Source organism: Streptomyces sp. NPDC023157 (genome assembly GCF_055560575.1).
Genome location: NZ_JBVHIL010000009.1, coordinates 1 through 15,564, shown reverse-complemented (window position 1 = coordinate 15,564; position 15,564 = coordinate 1). Strand labels below are relative to the sequence as shown.

Sequence of the window (15,564 nt, the reverse complement as noted above, 5' to 3'; positions counted from 1 at the left end):
GGGCTATTCGGGGCTGGCTTCGAGCGCGTGGGCGACCATCGCGAGCAGGGTCTCGACCACGCTGTACCGCTTGCGCGCGTCCATGATCACGACCGGCACGTGGGCCGGTACGGTCAGCGCCTCGCGCACGTCGTCCGTCTCGAACACCTCGGTGCCCTCGAAGTGGTTGACGGCCACGATGTACGGCAGTCCGCAGCTCTCGAAGTAGTCGAGCGCGGGGAAGCAGTCGGTCAGCCGCCGCGTGTCGGCCATGACGATCGCGCCGATCGCGCCGCGCACCAGGTCGTCCCACATGAACCAGAAGCGCTGCTGTCCCGGCGTACCGAAGACGTACAGCACCAGGTCGTCGTCGAGGGTGATCCGTCCGAAGTCCATCGCCACCGTGGTGGTGATCTTGTCCGGGGTGGCGGTGAGGTCGTCGTGGTCCTCGCTCGCCCGGGTCATCAGCGCCTCGGTCTGCAGCGGGGTGATCTCGGAGACCGCGCGGACGAAGGTGGTCTTGCCGACACCGAAACCGCCCGCGACCACGACCTTGGTCGCGATCGGGGCGCGGGTGTGGTCCAGCTGCCAGTCCTGGGCACCCTCTTCGGGTACCGGTTCGGCGGGGCCGGTGGGCTGGGCGGGAATGCCGACGACGGCGGTCGGCGGTTCAGAGACGGCGGAGTCCACTCAGCACCCTTTCGAGGAGCGCGCGGTCGGGCCGGTCGGTGCCGTGCCCTGTCCCGTACACGCGGATCTTTCCCTGGTCGGCCAGGTCGCTGAGCAGCACCCGGACGACTCCCAACGGCATCTTCAGAAGCGCCGATATCTCCGCCACCGTACGCATGCGGCGGCAGATCTCGACGATGGCCCGCATCTCCGGCATGAGCCCGCGCGCGGCGGGCCCCCCGCCGGTCAGGACCTTCCGCTCGGGGGCGGCCTCCAGCGCGGCGACGAAGGTCTCGACGAGGAGGATGTGGCCGAAGCGGGTGCGCCCGCCGGTGAGCGAGTACGGGCGGACGCGGGCCGGGCGCCGCCCCTCGCCGCGTATCGGCAGCCGGTGCGGGTGGTGGGCCGAGGCCCCCGAGGGGACTGACGTCACTGGGCGCTCTCCATCGACTTGGCCAGTTCGCTGCGGAGTTCAGGGGTGAGCACGTGGCCGGCCCGGCCGACGAAGAGCGCCATGTGGTACGCGATGACGCTCATGTCGCAGTCGGGGGTGGCGTGCACGCCGAGCAGCGAGCCGTCGCTGATCGACATGACGAAGACGCTGCCCTCCTCCATGGCGACCATGGTCTGCTTCACGCCGCCGCCGTCCATCAGCCGGGCGGCGCCGATGGTGAGGCTGCCGATGCCGGAGACGATGGTGGCCAGGTCGGCGGTGGAGCCCCGCGGCCCCTCGGGCCGGTCCGGCTCGGCCGCCGCGTTCTGGACCTCGGGGTCGGACGAGAGCAGGAGCAGCCCGTCGGAGGAGACGACGGCGACGGAGCGGACCCCCGGCACCTCCTCGACGAGGTTGCCCAACAGCCATTGCAGATTACGGGCCTCACTGCTCAGCCCGAACGTTCCGGTCGCAGTCAACTGCGTGCCTCCTCGACTGTGTCCCCCGTGTTCTCCTCGGTACGTGCTGTGTGTCCGGCCTCGATCTCGGCGGCCACATCGCGGCGGCCGTGCTCGGCGCCCCGCTGGAAGCCGCCGAGCCGGCGGCGCAGGGCCTCCGCGTCGACGCCGCGGGTGCGTATCGGCGGGGTGGCGCTGCCGGCCTGCCGCACGATCCGCGGCGTCCGCTTGGGCAGCCCCTTGTCGGTGATCCGCTCCCAGCGCCCGGGCCGCGGCCCGGCCTCGCCCGCGGGGATCTCCGACTCCTCACCGCTCCGCTCGTGCGCGTCGGGCTCCGGCGGGGGGTCGGGGAGCCGGACCTGGAGGGTGGTCTCGGAGACGGACTCCACCGGGGGTCCGGCGGGGGTCTCGTCAGGGGCGGCGGGGGCGGGCTCCGGCTCGTACGCCGGTACGGGGGCGGGCTCGGGCTCGTACGCGGGTACGGGGGCGGGAGCGGGCTCCGGCTCGTACGCCAGTACGGGCGCGGGCTCGGGCTCGTACGCCGCCACCGGCTCCTGCGCGGGCTCCGGCTCGTGCGCCGGCGCCTGCACGGGCTCGGGTGCCTGCTCCTGCGCCTGCGCCTGCTCCTGTGCCGCCGACGCGGCGCGGGTCTCCGCCTCCGCGGCGGCGATGGCGCGTTCCGCGGCCTCCACCAGGGGGTCGCGGTGGCGGGAGGGGAGCGTGTTGGAGTTGGCCTCGGCGACGGAGCCGGGGAGCGTGACGACGGGTGCGTCGGCGGCGACCGGGACGGGCGACGGGACGGCGTCCGGCGGGGTGGTGGGGAGCAGCGGCAGGGGCAGGACCACGACGGCCGCGACGCCGCCGGGCCTCTGCTCGCGCAGCTCGACCCGGACGCCGTGGCGCGCGGCGAGCAGCGCGGCGACCCGGATGCCGAGTCCCTCGCCGTCGGTGTCGGCCAGGGTGGGGTCGGCGAGCCGGGCGTTGAGCTCGGCGAGCCGGTCGGGGGTGATGCCGATGCCGGCGTCCTGGACGGAGAGCATGACCTCGCCGGACTCCAGGAGCCAGCCGGAGAGCTGGACCTGGGAGTCGGGCGGCGAGAAGGAGGTGGCGTTCTCCAGGAGCTCGGCGACCAGGTGGCTCAGGTCGTCCGCGGCGAACCCGGCGACCTGGGCGTGCGGCGGCAGCGCCTGGATGCTGACCCGCTCGTACCGTTCGATCTCGCTGACGGCGGCCCGCAGCACGTCGACGAGCGGCACCGGGCCGGGGTGCCCGTGGTGGTGCTCGTGGCCGGCGAGGACGAGGAGGTTCTCACTGTGCCGGCGCATGACGGTCGCCATGTGGTCCAGCTTGAAGAGGGTGGCGAGGCGGTCCGGGTCCTGCTCGCGCTCCTCCAGCTTCTCGATGACGCCGAGCTGGCGGTCGACGAGCCCGAGGCTGCGCAGCGAGAGGTTGACGAAGGTGTGCTGGACGGTCTGCCGGAGCCGTTCGAGCTCGGCGGTGAGCCGGGCGCTGTGGCCCTGGAGTTCGGCGCGCTGGGCGGCGAGCTCGGCGGCGAGGGCCTCGCGGGCGCCGGTCAGGTCGGCGTGCTCGGTGTCGAGCCGCTCGGCGCGGGCGGCGAGGGCGCCCAGCTTGCCCTGGAGGGTGTTGAGGGACCGTACGACCTGGGCGAACTCGTCGTTGCGGCCGGTGAAGCGGATCGGCTCCTCGGTGTGCGGCTCGGCGGCGGTGGCGAGCCGGGCGGCGCCGATGCGCAGCACGGCGAGCGGCCGGGTGAGGGTGCGGGCCACATAGGTGGAGATGCCGACGGCGACGAGCAGGCAGCCGCCCAGGAAGGCGATGCGTACTTCGAGGGCGGTGACGTCGTCGTCGCGCAGCGCGGTGAGGCGCTCGGCGCGCTCGGTGGCGAGGGCGGACTCGACGCCGCGCATCTGCTCGATGCGGGCGGAGAGCGCGGCGTCCAGCTTGGCCGGGTCGGTGTTGAGCTCGGATTCCGAGAGCTCGGGCCGGTCGGTGAGGCGGGCCAGGTACCGCTCGGCGCTCTTGACGTCGGGGCCGGTGACGGTGGCGGCGAGGGAGTCGCGCGCGGGGGTGGTGGCGGCCTGGTCGAAGTCGCCGAGGGCGGCGAGTTCGCGGACCCGGGCCTGCTGGGCGGCCGAGGTCAGCGCGGCCCGGAGCCGGTCGGCCTCGGCCGCGCCCTCCGCCTCGTCGGCGACGTAGGTGCCGGTGGCGGGGTCGTAGTGGGTGGTGCCGGTGGGCTCGGGCCGGGGGACGGCGAGCGCGGCGAGCAGCAGACCGCGCTCGGCGGAGGCCTGCTCGGTGGCCCGGCCGAGGGCGGCGGGGGCCCGGACGGACTCGGCGGCGCGGGCGGGGGTGCCTTCGGCGAGCCGGTCGGCGAGGGCCTGCAGCTTGGCGATGACCTCGGTGTAGGCGCGGTGCGCTTCGAGGGCGGAGCCCTTGCCGGTGAGGGCGGTGCGGCGGATCGACGGCACGCCGGAGAGGTCACGGCGCAGCTCGTCGGGGGCGGCGGTGCGGATCTCGTCGATCTGGCGGTCGACCCGGGCGGACCGGGCGCTGGTGACCTGCCGCTTGGCGGCACCGTCGCCGGGCTGCTCGTCGCGTCCGGCCGCGATGTACGCGACGACCTCGTCGCGCTCGTCGGAGAGGGAGTGGGCGAGGGTGACGGCCTGCCGGTCGAGTTCGGCGAGGGCGACCAGGTTGACGGAGTCGTCGAGGTCGCCGGAGGCGGTGAGGATCGCGGGGGCGCCGGCGGCGAGCACGGTGATGCCGACCAGGGCGACCCCGGCGACGAGGCGCCCGCGGACCCGCTTGGGGCGGCCGGCGGGGGCCTGGGGGGCGCTGTCGGTGCCGTTCGCGGGCAGGCCGGGGTGCTGCGGGTCACCGGGGGTCTGGCTCCGCGCGCCGTTGTTGCTCCGAGGCCGCTTCTTCTGCACCGGTGCTCGCATTCTTGATCGTCCGCCCATGAAGCAGAGGTGACGACCGGTCACATGTCGAGAGCCCCCACCCCTGGTGTGTCTTCCGACCATTTCAGCGGTTCTGGTCAGGGGACTCGCATCGGCCGCTCCGCCACCCGAACGAGTGAACAACACTCATGAGTTGGCAAACAACTCCTCACGGTGAGCTCCGGGGCGCCGGACTTACCCCCGGTTGGATCTTCCGCGCGGCCTTTGGCAGGATGCCCGCCCGCAGCTTCCCGGAGCTTGCGGTTCCGGGCCTCCGGCCCCGTCAGGCCCCTTTGGTACAGGCCAGATTCGGTGTCTGGAGACGCTGTGAAGGAGCGATGCGGGGCGGGCCCGCCCGGGGCAGACTGGGGATCATGCGCACCGAAGCGGTCACCCTCCCCGGCAGCCCCGAACGACCCAACGAGGACTGGGCCGCCGCAGCCCTGCCCGCCTCGGGCGCGGGCGGCACGGTCGTGGTCCTCGACGGGGTGACACCGCCGGCCGGCGACGCGGGTTGTGTGCACACGGTGCCCTGGTTCACCGCACGGCTGGGCGGCGCTTTGACGGAACTGTCCGCTTCGCGAAGCGATCTGACGCTGCCGGAGATTCTCGGCGCCGCAATCCGGCGCACCGCGGACGCCCACCGGAACACCTGTGACCTTTCTCACGTGCGCACTCCGCAGGCGACGGTGGCCATGGCGCGCTGGGACGCGACGACGGTGGAGCACCTCGTCCTGTCGGACGCGGCGCTGCTCCTGTGCGCCCCGGACGGTTCGGTACGGGCGGTGCTCGACGACCGCCTGGACCGCGTCCCGGAGGAGGTCCTGCGCTCCCTGGAGGCGACGGACCGGCTGCGCAACCGGGAGGGCGGCTTCTTCACGGCGGCCGCCGATCCCGCGGTGGCCGCGCGGGCGGTGACCGGCACGACGCCCCGCACCGGGGTACGGGCCCTGGCGGCGCTCACGGACGGGGCGACCCGCTGGGTCGAGCTGTTCGGCGCGGGCGACTGGAGGGAGTGCTTCGGGGTGCTCGACACGGAGGGGGCGCACGGCCTGCTCCGGAGGGTGCGGGCCCTGGAGACCGCCGACGCGGAGGCCGGCGGCGCGCACCGCTGGAAGCCGCACGACGACGCGACGGCGGTGTACGCGGAGCTGTAGGGGCGCCGCGGGCCGCGGGTCCCGGCCGATCGGCGCGGGCACACGCGGCGAGCCGGGCCGGTCGGCACGGCATCCTTCTGGGGTCGGGGCGCGGCGGGCCCGTGCCCCCGGTCAGCCCTCCGAGCGCACGTTGAAGTGGTGCAGCAGCCGGGCCAGTTCGGCGACCTCGGAGCGGTCCCAGTCGGCCAGCTTGCGCACGTACCGCTCGCGGCGGGCGTCCCGGACGCTGCGGAAGCGGCCCTGGCCCTCCTCCGTGAGGCGGACCAGCGAGGCGCGGCCGTCGGCGGGGTCGGGGTCGCGGGCGACCAGGCCCAGCTGTTCGAGGGCGCGCAGCTGGCGGCTCATCGTGGCCTTGCCGACGCCGAAGTAGCCGGCCAGGTCGGTGGCGCGCTGGGGTCCGGCGTCGTCGAGCCGTACGAACAGGCCGTAGGCGGCGGGCTCCAGTTCGGGGTGCACTTCGCGGGCCATCTCGCCGGACTGGGCCCGGGCGCGGCGCAGGAAGACCGCCAGTTCGCGCTCCAGGGCGAGGAACTCCTGGTCCACACCACTCCCGCTCTTGGACGCGGATTCACTCCCTGTACCGCTTCCGTGCACGTCAGCACCCCTCACGCGCTTTCCGCTCGCTGAAAGTTTCTTCCGGCCGCGGCCATCTCCGCAGCTCCTCCAGTATTTCGCAGGCGTAGACCAACGGCAGCAGTCGGGCCCTCTTCCGTCGGACGGGTCTACGTGCGTAGCGTCTCACCCAAGCGTCTTCGCTGACATGTCCACACCAGGACTCGTCGACATCGCTCCCCCCACCGAGCCTTTCGGAGGCACGCAATGCGTGTGCACAGATCCGGGACGACCCTCGCCGGTGCCGCCCTCGCGGCCCTGACCCTCCTCCTCCCCCTCACTCTCGCCGGCACCGCCGACGCCGCCCAGGACCCGGGCGCCCGGCAGACGCCCGCCCGCGGTTCCGCCTACATGGGCATGGGCGTGGTCGCGCACGACGGCCAGGGCGCCAAGCCCGCCGGCGGCCTCTCGACCCTGGCGGCCCAGACCGAGGGCGTGGACGTGTCCAGCCACAACGGCAACGTGGCCTGGTCGACCCTGTGGAACAGCGGGGTGAAGTGGGCCTACGTCAAGGCGACGGAAGGCACGTACTACAAGAACACGTACTTCACGCAGCAGTACAACGGCTCGTACAACGTGGGCATGATCCGCGGCACGTACCACTTCGCGACCCCCGACACGACGACGGGCGCGGCGCAGGCCGACTACTTCGTGAACAACGGCGGCGGCTGGTCCGGCGACGGCAGGACGCTGCCGGGCGCGCTGGACATCGAGTGGAACCCGTACGGCGCGACCTGCTACGGCAAGACCCAGGCCGGGATGGTGGCCTGGATCAAGGACTTCCTCGACCGGTACAAGTACCGCACCGGCCGGGACGCGGTGATCTACACGGCGACGAGCTGGTGGACCCAGTGCACCGGCAACTACGGCGGCTTCGCCTCGGCCAACCCGCTGTGGGTCGCGCGGTACGCCTCCGAGGTCGGCACGCTGCCGGCCGGCTGGGGCTACTACACGATGTGGCAGTACACGTCGTCCGGCCCCACGGTCGGCGACCACAACCACTTCAACGGGGACTACTCGCGGGTGCAGGCGCTCGCGAACGGCTGACGGTGCGGGGCGGCAGGCCTCCCGGGTGTGCGGCGGCACACCCGGGAGGCCCGCCCTTTTCGCGTGTACGCGCTTCCCGGCTTTCTCGGACGCACCTCTTGCCCATTGGTATGGACCAATGCGACCCTCGGTGAGCCGCGAGCGAGCCGCAACTCGCCCGCACCGTGCGCACGTTGCTCGTCCCGTACTCCCCCACGCACGAGAGAGAGCTCCGCCATGCCCCGCATCACGACCTCCCGCTCCCGCCGCGCCGCCGCCGCGACCGCGCTCACCGCCGCCGTGCTCGTCCCCCTCACGCCGACCGCCGCGAGCGCGCACGGCGCCGTGTTCAACCCCGTCAGCCGGGTCGCGGCCTGTTACGCGGAGGGCCCGGAGACGCCCAAGTCCCAGGTGTGCAAGGACCTCGTCGCCGACTCCGGCACCCAGCCGCTCTACGACTGGAACGAGGTCAACATCGCCAACGCCGACGGGCAGCACAAGGCGCTGATCCCGGACGGCAAGCTCTGCTCGGCCAACCGCGCGAAGTACCGCGCCCTGGACTGGGCCCGCACCGACTGGCCGGCCACCGCCGTCTCCCCCGGCGCCTTCGGCTTCAAGATCCGCGCCACGGCGGCGCACTCCGGCACGATGACGATGTACATCACCAAGCAGGGCTTCGACCCCACCCAGCCCCTGAAGTGGTCCGACCTCGACACCGCCCCCGTGGCCGTCTACAACACCACCCGCACGGCCACCGACGGCTACTACGCCTTCGACGGCACGCTCCCGGCGCGCTCCGGCCGCCACATCGTCTACATGGTGTGGCAGCGCAACGACAGCCCCGAGGCCTTCTACAGCTGCTCGGACGTCACCTTCGGCTCCGCCGCCGCCACCACGGCCCTGAAGGCCGAGGCCCCGACCGAGGCCGAACTCGCCGCGGGCGCCCAGCTGTCCACCGTGAGCCACAAGGGCCACGGCGGCGACGAGCAGCCCCCCGCCCTGTCCGCCGACACCACCGAGGCCCCCGCCTCCCCGCTCCCGCTCGCCCTCGCGGGCGCCGGCGCGCTCGCCGCCTTCGGCGCGGGCAGCATCCTGCTGGCACGGCGCCGGAACCAGTCCTGACCCCTTGAGGACCCGTCCGGCGGACGGACCGTAGAGGACCCGCCCGGCGGACGGACCCGGTGAGGACCCGTCCGCCGGGCGGGTGCTAGCCCAGCTCGGCCCGAGGAGGGAAGAGGGCGGCGAGCCGCGGTATCCCGTCCTCCTCCAGGGGCTCCCACCGCGGCGGCGCCTCGGGGTCCGGGACGTCGTCGCCCTGGGCCGCGTCGAGCGCGTCGTAGAAGGCCTCCCCCTCGTCGGCCACCCCCGTCAGTTCCTCGTAGGCGTCCGCCGCCACGTAGTCCAGCTCCTCCAGGTCGGGCCACTCCTCGGCCTCGCACCAGGAGTCGGTGCTCCGCCCCGCGAGCCGGAGCACCTCGGGCACTCCGGCCAGGCTGTCGGGAGACACCAGGGCCTCCTCGAACACCTCGCGCCCCAGGGCCACCAGCCACAGGCGGAAGTAGAAGAAGCCGTCGTCGGAGCACCAGCCGCCCAGGATCCGCTCGGCCGCCGACCACAGATCGGCCCGGTAGGCCCGGTCACAGGCCTCCTCCAGCTCCACCTGGAACGCCACGCACTCCTCCGCCGGCCCCCGCGCCAGCTCCCCCCGCAGCCACTCCAGCCGTTCGTCCCGCGACCCCGGCCGGTGCCGCAGCTCCCCCATCAGCGCCCAGAAGGCCTTCTCGTCCATACCCGAAGCATCGCAGCCGCCACTGACAACGCCGGTGGGGCGCCCTCCTCTTGGGAGGGCGCCCCACCGGCGTACGGGGGAACGGGCGTCAGGCCGCCGCGCCCACCGCGACCTGGGCCGGGGCGAGGGCGATCTCCAGGACCTGCCGGACGTCCGTCACCGGGTGGACCTCCAGCTTCTGAAGGATCTCGGCCGGGACGTCGTCCAGGTCGGCCTCGTTCCGCTTGGGGATCACGACCGTCGTGATGCCCGCCCGGTGGGCGGCGAGCAGCTTCTGCTTCAGGCCGCCGATCGGGAGCACCCGGCCGGTCAGGGACACCTCGCCGGTCATGGCGACGTCCGTGCGGACCAGCCGGCCCGACAGGAGCGAGGCGAGGGCGGTGGTCATCGTGATGCCCGCGCTCGGCCCGTCCTTCGGGACCGCGCCCGCCGGGAAGTGGATGTGCACGCCGCGGTCCTTGAGGCCGGTGACGGGCAGCTCCAGTTCCGCGCCGTGCGAGCGGAGGAAGGAGAGCGCGATCTGCGCGGACTCCTTCATCACGTCGCCCAGCTGGCCGGTGAGGGTGAGCCCCGCCGCGCCCGTCTCCGGGTCGGCCAGCGAGGCCTCGACGAAGAGCACGTCGCCGCCCGCCCCGGTCACGGCGAGACCGGTGGCGACACCGGGCACCGAGGTGCGGCGCTCGGCCGGGTCCTGCGCCGACTCCGGCACGTGGTGCGGGCGCCCGATGAGGCCGCGCAGCTCGTCCGGGCCGATGGTGAACGGCAGCTCCCGGTCGCCCAGTTCGTGCTGGGCGGCCACCTTGCGCAGCAGGCGCGCGATGGACCGCTCCAGGGTGCGGACGCCGGCCTCCCGGGTGTACTCGCCGGCGAGCCTGCGCAGCGCCGCCTCCTCCAGTACGACCTCGCCCGGCTCCAGGCCGGCCTTCTCCAGCTGCCGGGGCAGCAGGTGGTCGCGGGCGATGACGACCTTCTCGTCCTCGGTGTAGCCGTCGAGCCGCACGAGCTCCATGCGGTCGAGCAGCGCCTCGGGGATGGCTTCGAGCACGTTGGCGGTGGCGAGGAACACCACGTCGGACAGGTCGAGCTCGACCTCCAGGTAGTGGTCCCGGAAGGTGTGGTTCTGCGCGGGGTCGAGGACCTCCAGGAGGGCCGCCGCCGGGTCGCCCCGGTAGTCGGAGCCGACCTTGTCGATCTCGTCGAGGAGGACCACCGGGTTCATGGACCCGGCCTCCTTGATGGCGCGGACGACACGGCCGGGCAGGGCGCCCACGTACGTACGCCGGTGGCCGCGGATCTCGGCCTCGTCGCGCACACCGCCCAGGGCGACCCGGACGAACTTGCGTCCCATCGCGTGCGCGACGGACTCGCCCAGCGAGGTCTTGCCGACTCCGGGCGGCCCGACGAGCGCGAGCACGGCACCGCCGCGCCGCCCGCCGACCACGCCGAGGCCCCGCTCGGCGCGCCGCTTGCGCACCGCCAGGTACTCGGTGATCCGCTCCTTCACGTCCTCCAGGCCCGCGTGCTCGGCGTCGAGCACGGCCTTGGCGCCCTGGATGTCGAAGGCGTCCTCCGTCCGCTCGTTCCACGGCAGTTCGAGGACGGTGTCGAGCCAGGTCCGGATCCAGGATCCCTCGGGCGACTGGTCGCTCGCCCGCTCCAGCTTCTCGACCTCCTTGAGGGCCGCCTCGCGGACCTTCTCCGGAAGGTCGGCGGCCTCCACGCGCGCCCGGTAGTCGTCGGACTCGTCGCCCGCGCCCGAGGCGGACTCTCCGTTGAGCTCGCGCAGCTCCTTGCGTACGGCTTCGAGCTGACGGCGCAGCAGGAACTCGCGCTGCTGCTTGTCGACGCCCTCCTGGACGTCCTTGGCGATGGTCTCGGCGACGTCCTGCTCGGCCAGGTGCTCGCGCAGCTGCGCGGTGGCCAGCTTGAGGCGGGCGACGGGGTCGGCGGTCTCCAGGAGCGCGACCCGCTGCTCGACGGTGAGGAAGGGCGAGTAGCCGGAGTTGTCGGCGAGGGCGCCGACGCCGTCGATCTGCTGGACGCGGTCGACGACCTGCCAGGCGCCGCGCTTCTTGAGCCAGCTGGTGGCCAACGCCTTGTACTCCTTGACCAGTTCGGTCACGGAGCCGGGCAGCGGATCGGGCAGGGTCTCCTCGACGGCGGCGCCTTCGACCCACAGGGCCCCGCCGGGGCCCGTCGTGCCGGCGCCGATGCGGACCCGTCCGCGCCCGCGGACGAGCGCGCCGGGGTCGCCGTCGGAGAGCCGCCCGACCTGCTCGACGGTGCCGAGCACGCCGGTCGCCGCGTAGGTGCCGTCCACCCGGGGCACGAGCAGCACGCGCGGCTTGCCCGTCCCGCCGCGGGCGGCGGCCTGGGCTGCCTCGACGGCGGCGCGGACGTCGTTGTCGGACAGGTCCAGCGGCACCACCATGCCGGGCAGCACGACCTCGTCGTCGAGCGGCAGCACAGGCAGAGTGAGCGGCGCGGTCTCCATGGACTCAGAAGCCATGATCTCCCCTTCGGCAGTCAAGTTGAGCTATGTGGACTCAATGCACGTGCGCCGAGGAATGTTCCCCTCCCGCTGTTCGCTCTGAGCGATCACCCTCACACGCCCCGCGAACAGGGACTGTAATACCCCCATGGATACTGCATCTATTACCTCTGCCTGGGTCTCCGGCTGGACCGTCTCCCGCGGCACCGGACCCGCCGTCGTCGAACCCTGGGGCTACCGGATCCACGTGGGGCTGCCCGAGCACCCCTTCCGGCATGTGCTGCCGCACCCGGACGCGGCCTCCGTGGGCGCGCTGTGCGCCGGGATCACCGAGCCGTACGCCTGGCTCAAGGTGATGGCGGCGCCCGAGGAGGTGGCGCGGTGGATCACGGACGGGTGGACCATCCCGGACGACCCGGGGTTCATGATGACCAAGAAGCTGGACCCGGCGGCCCGGCCCGCGCCGCCGGACGGCTACGCGCGGACGACGGAGACCAAGGACGGCGTGATCCGGGTCCGGATCCTCGCCCCGGACGGCACGCTCGCCGCCCGGGGGCAGATCGCGCCGACCGGGGAGACCGCCGTCGCCGACCAGATCGAGACGGACGCCGCCCACCGCCGCCGGGGCCTCGGCGCCAACGTCATGCGCACCCTGGAGGCCGCCGCCGCGCAGGCGGGCGCGGAGACCGGTGTACTGGCGGCGACCACCGACGGGATGGCGCTGTACGACTCGCTCGACTGGTACTACCGGGGGCCGCTGACCGGCGTCGTCCGCGCGGCTTGAGCCGTTCCGGCTGCGCGGCGGGGGCCGAACGGGCATGCTCGGCTCCATGGAGAAGAGGTACGGCGCCGCGGCCCTGCTGGCCGCGGCGATCACCGTGACGGGCTGCGGCCAGGCCCCGGCGGCCCCCGCCACCACCCCGGCAACCGCGTCGCCCACCACCGGCAGCGAGCAGCCCGCCCCGCAGGACGTCCTGGTCGAGGTGGCGGTCACCGGCGGCCTCGCCGGCGTCGACAACAGACTCACCGTGAAGTACGACGGCACCTACACCACCCGCACCGGCACCAAACCGTCGAAGAGCGGCCGGATGACCCCGGCCGAGACCGCCGAGCTGCGCGCCGCCCTGGAGGACCCGGCGTACGCGAAGGTCCCGGCCAGCCCGACCGGCAGCCCGATCGCCGACGGGTTCCAGTACTCCCTGACGTACGCCCACCGGACGGTGATCGCGGGCGACGGCGAACGCCCACCCGCCCTGGACCGCGTCTTCAAGGCCCTCCCGGACGGCGGCCCGCCGACGGGACGCTAACCCCTCCCGGACGGCGGCCCGCCGACGGGACGCCCGGCCCTGATCTCCTCGTACTGACGCCGCAGGAAGTCCCGCACCCGCCCCGGCATGTCCAGGGACTCCGGGTCGAGCGTCCACTGGATCTGGAGCCCGTCCATGACGGCGAGCTGCTCCCTGGCGACGGCCTCGCAGTCGATGCCGGCCCGCAGCTCACCGCTCTCGACGCACGCCTCCAGGAGCTCGACGGTGTGCCGGAGCACGCGCGCGTACCGCTCCTTGAAGTACGCGTGGGCGGGGTGGCCGACGTTGCCGGACTCGCCGACGAGGACGTTGAACATGCGCACGATGCCGGGCCGCCTGGTGTTGTCCTCGATCAGGCCGACGAGCGTGTCCACGTACGCCGCGTAGGACTCCGGCTCCTCACTGAAGAGCCGTTCCACGTCGTGCTCCTCGCTCTGCGCGAGCACGGAGAGGAGCAGGTCCTCCTTGCCGCGGAAGTGGTGGAGGAGCCCGCCCTGGGTGATGCCGCAGTCGTGGGCGATCCGGGCGAGCGAGGAGGCGTGGAAACCCCAGCGCCCGAAGTGCTCGACGGCGGTGTCCAGGATCTTCAGCCGCCGCGCGTCACCGACCGCATAGCTGCCCCGGCCTGCGCTTTTGCGCCCCGGCCGCCCGTCACTCTCCACCATGGAGCCACCCTAACGAAGCGCAGGCACCCCACCCCTCAGCCTGTGACCCACGCCACACGACACAAACCTAGTAGGTACTCGGTTTTCACGCTTAGCCTGGCCGTCCGATCAGCCACGCAAGAGCAGGTACGGACATGCACCCCTACCAGGACCCCTCCCGCCCGGTCGCCGAGCGCGTCGAGGACCTCCTCGCCCGCATGACCCTGGAGGAGAAGGCCGGACAGCTCTTCCACACCATGCTGATGATGAATCCCGACGGCACCCCGGTGACCGAGACGGACGGCTCGATGCTGGAGTGCACGACCCCGGAACTCATCGAGGGCCGCGGGCTCACCCACTTCAACCTGCTCGGCAGCTACGGCGCCCGCGAGATGGCCCTGTGGCACAACGCGATCCAGGAGATGGCCGCCGCCACCCGGCTCGGCATCCCGGTCTCGCTCTCCACGGACCCCCGGCACGCGTTCACCGACAACATCGGCGCGTCCTTCAACTCCGGCGCCTTCTCCGCCTGGCCCGAGGCGCTCGGCCTCGCCGCGATCCGCGACCCGGAGCTGGTCTTCCGCTTCGCCGACACGGTGCGCCGCGAGTACCTGTCGGTCGGCTTCCGCACCGCGCTGCACCCGCAGATCGACCTGGCCACCGAGCCCCGCTGGTCCCGCCAGTCCGGCACCTTCGGCTCCGACGCCGCCCTCACCGGCGAACTCGTCCGCGCCTACGTCCTCGGCCTCCAGGGCGAGGAGCTCGGCCCGGACTCGGTCGCGGCGATGGTCAAGCACTTCCCGGGCGGCGGCCCCCAGAAGGACGGCGAGGACCCGCACTTCCCGCACGGCAAGGAGCAGATCTACCCGGGCGGCCTGCGCGACCACCACCTGGAGCCCTTCAAGGCCGCCATCGCCGCCGGCTGCTCGCAGATGATGCCGTACTACGGCCAGCCCGTCGGCACCGACTGGGAGGAGGTCGGCTTCGGCTTCAACCGGGGCGTCATCCAGGGCCTCCTGCGCGACGAGCTCGGCTTCACCGGCATCGTCTGCACCGACTGGGGCCTGCTCAACGAGAGCGAGATCTTCGGCGAGCCGCACGAGGCACGGGCCTGGGGCGTGGAGCACCTGAGCGTGGCCGAGCGGGCGGCGAAGGCCCTGGACGCGGGCGCGGACCAGTTCGGCGGCGAGGAGTGCCCGGAGGTCATCGTCGAGCTGGTGACCTCGGGCCGCGTCGCCGAGTCCCGCGTCGACGCCTCCGTACGGCGTCTGCTGCACGAGAAGTTCACCCTCGGCCTCTTCGACGAGCGCCGGTACGTCGACCCCGACGAGGCCGAGGAGACGGTCGGCCGCGCCGACTTCACGGCCCTGGGCGCGGCAGCGCAGCGCCGCTCCCTGACGGTCCTCACCGACGGCCCGCTCCCCCTCAAGGGCAGGCCGAAGCTGTACGTGGAGAACGTCGACCCGGCCGTCGCGGCGGCGTACGGCGAGACGGTGGCGACCCCGGCGGAGGCGGACCTGGCGGTCCTCCGCCTGCGCACCCCCTTCGAGGACCGCCCGAACAAGTTCGAGTCGTTCTTCCACTCGGGCTCGCTGGCCTTCCCCGAGGCCGAACTGACCCGCGTCCTCGCCCTCCTCAAGGCGACCCCCACCGTGGTGTGCGTCAACCTGGAGCGCCCGGCCGTCCTCCCGGAGATCGCGGAGCACGCGGCGGCCCTGATCGCCGACTACGGGGCGAGCGACGAGGCCCTGCTGGACGTGGCCTTCGGCCGGGCCAAGCCGGAGGGCCGCCTTCCCTTCGAGCTGCCCCGCTCCATGGCAGCCGTGGAAGCCTCCCACCCGGACGTCCCGAACGACACGAAGGACCCGGTCTTCCCGTACGGCCACGGCCTGGAGATCTAGACGACGGGCCGCAGCCCCCAGACCGAAACGGCGGGGAGGGGGCCGGGGGCGGGGCGGGGGGGGGGGGGGGGGGGGCGGGGGGGGGCCCCCCCCCCCCCCGCGCCCCGGGGGGGGGGGGCCCCCGCCCCCCCCCCCCCC

At 73.4% G+C, this 15,564-nt stretch carries 14 protein-coding genes; 6 read left to right on the top strand and 8 right to left on the bottom strand.

Annotated features, from left to right (window positions below; translation table 11 throughout):
• Positions 1–3 precede the first annotated feature (3 nt).
• The 4 genes from ACZ3ZE_RS28790 to ACZ3ZE_RS28775 are packed head-to-tail and all read right to left on the bottom strand — an operon-like array spanning position 4 to position 4,490.
• Positions 4–669: a GTP-binding protein gene (locus ACZ3ZE_RS28790; RefSeq protein WP_361178851.1), complete on the bottom strand. Its 666-nt coding sequence runs from the start codon at positions 667–669 to the stop codon at positions 4–6.
• Positions 650–1,081: a DUF742 domain-containing protein gene (locus tag ACZ3ZE_RS28785; protein WP_361178849.1), complete on the bottom strand. Its 432-nt coding sequence runs from the start codon at positions 1,079–1,081 to the stop codon at positions 650–652. Before ACZ3ZE_RS28785 ends, ACZ3ZE_RS28790 begins: the two co-directional genes overlap by 20 nt.
• Positions 1,078–1,560 (bottom strand): roadblock/LC7 domain-containing protein, encoded by a 483-nt coding sequence (locus ACZ3ZE_RS28780; protein WP_361178846.1) that lies wholly within the window; start codon positions 1,558–1,560, stop codon positions 1,078–1,080. The genes ACZ3ZE_RS28785 and ACZ3ZE_RS28780 overlap by 4 nt, the downstream gene beginning before the upstream one ends.
• Entirely contained in the window at positions 1,557–4,490 is a 2,934-nt protein-coding gene (locus ACZ3ZE_RS28775; protein WP_467261363.1) for a sensor histidine kinase, read from the bottom strand. Before ACZ3ZE_RS28775 ends, ACZ3ZE_RS28780 begins: the two co-directional genes overlap by 4 nt.
• A 383-nt stretch (positions 4,491–4,873) precedes the next feature.
• On the opposite strand from ACZ3ZE_RS28775, the gene ACZ3ZE_RS28770 reads away from it, so the two are divergent.
• On the top strand, positions 4,874–5,656 hold the full coding sequence (locus ACZ3ZE_RS28770) for a hypothetical protein (protein WP_467261361.1): 783 nt from the start codon (positions 4,874–4,876) through the stop codon (positions 5,654–5,656).
• A 111-nt stretch (positions 5,657–5,767) separates the two neighbouring features.
• Here the strand turns inward: ACZ3ZE_RS28770 and ACZ3ZE_RS28765 are convergent, their stop codons facing one another.
• Positions 5,768–6,250, bottom strand: a complete 483-nt coding sequence (locus ACZ3ZE_RS28765) for a MarR family winged helix-turn-helix transcriptional regulator (protein ID WP_361178839.1) — start codon at positions 6,248–6,250, stop codon at positions 5,768–5,770.
• A 225-nt stretch (positions 6,251–6,475) separates the two neighbouring features.
• Here ACZ3ZE_RS28765 and ACZ3ZE_RS28760 point away from each other — a divergent pair, with 225 nt between their 5' ends.
• A complete protein-coding gene (locus tag ACZ3ZE_RS28760) occupies positions 6,476–7,315 on the top strand; it encodes a lysozyme (protein ID WP_361178837.1) in 840 nt (279 codons plus the stop codon).
• A gap of 216 nt (positions 7,316–7,531) precedes the next feature.
• Complete coding sequence (locus ACZ3ZE_RS28755) at positions 7,532–8,416, top strand: lytic polysaccharide monooxygenase auxiliary activity family 9 protein (protein WP_361178834.1); 885 nt, start codon at positions 7,532–7,534, stop codon at positions 8,414–8,416.
• 85 nt (positions 8,417–8,501) lie between these two features.
• Here the strand turns inward: ACZ3ZE_RS28755 and ACZ3ZE_RS28750 are convergent, their stop codons facing one another.
• Together ACZ3ZE_RS28750 and lon are read right to left on the bottom strand one after the other, a co-directional pair.
• A complete protein-coding gene (locus ACZ3ZE_RS28750) occupies positions 8,502–9,083 on the bottom strand; it encodes a DUF4240 domain-containing protein (protein WP_361178832.1) in 582 nt (193 codons plus the stop codon).
• A gap of 88 nt (positions 9,084–9,171) precedes the next feature.
• Positions 9,172–11,592: an endopeptidase La gene (gene lon, locus ACZ3ZE_RS28745; RefSeq protein ID WP_361178830.1), complete on the bottom strand. Its 2,421-nt coding sequence runs from the start codon at positions 11,590–11,592 to the stop codon at positions 9,172–9,174.
• Between the two features lie 130 nt (positions 11,593–11,722).
• On the opposite strand from lon, the gene ACZ3ZE_RS28740 reads away from it, so the two are divergent.
• Both ACZ3ZE_RS28740 and ACZ3ZE_RS28735 read left to right on the top strand, forming a co-directional pair.
• Positions 11,723–12,358: a GNAT family N-acetyltransferase gene (locus ACZ3ZE_RS28740; protein ID WP_361178828.1), complete on the top strand. Its 636-nt coding sequence runs from the start codon at positions 11,723–11,725 to the stop codon at positions 12,356–12,358.
• A gap of 46 nt (positions 12,359–12,404) precedes the next feature.
• Positions 12,405–12,881 carry a hypothetical protein gene (locus ACZ3ZE_RS28735; protein WP_361178826.1) on the top strand — a complete coding sequence of 159 codons (477 nt, stop codon included), beginning with the start codon at positions 12,405–12,407 and terminating at the stop codon, positions 12,879–12,881.
• Here ACZ3ZE_RS28735 and ACZ3ZE_RS28730 read toward each other — a convergent pair.
• Positions 12,878–13,546, bottom strand: coding sequence for a TetR/AcrR family transcriptional regulator (locus tag ACZ3ZE_RS28730; protein WP_361629243.1), 669 nt, complete (start codon positions 13,544–13,546; stop codon positions 12,878–12,880). The two genes, ACZ3ZE_RS28735 and ACZ3ZE_RS28730, sit on opposite strands and share 4 nt — an antisense overlap.
• 134 nt (positions 13,547–13,680) lie before the next feature.
• Between ACZ3ZE_RS28730 and ACZ3ZE_RS28725 the strand changes: the two genes are divergently transcribed.
• Positions 13,681–15,426: a glycoside hydrolase family 3 protein gene (locus tag ACZ3ZE_RS28725; protein WP_361629246.1), complete on the top strand. Its 1,746-nt coding sequence runs from the start codon at positions 13,681–13,683 to the stop codon at positions 15,424–15,426.
• Positions 15,427–15,564 lie beyond the last annotated feature (138 nt).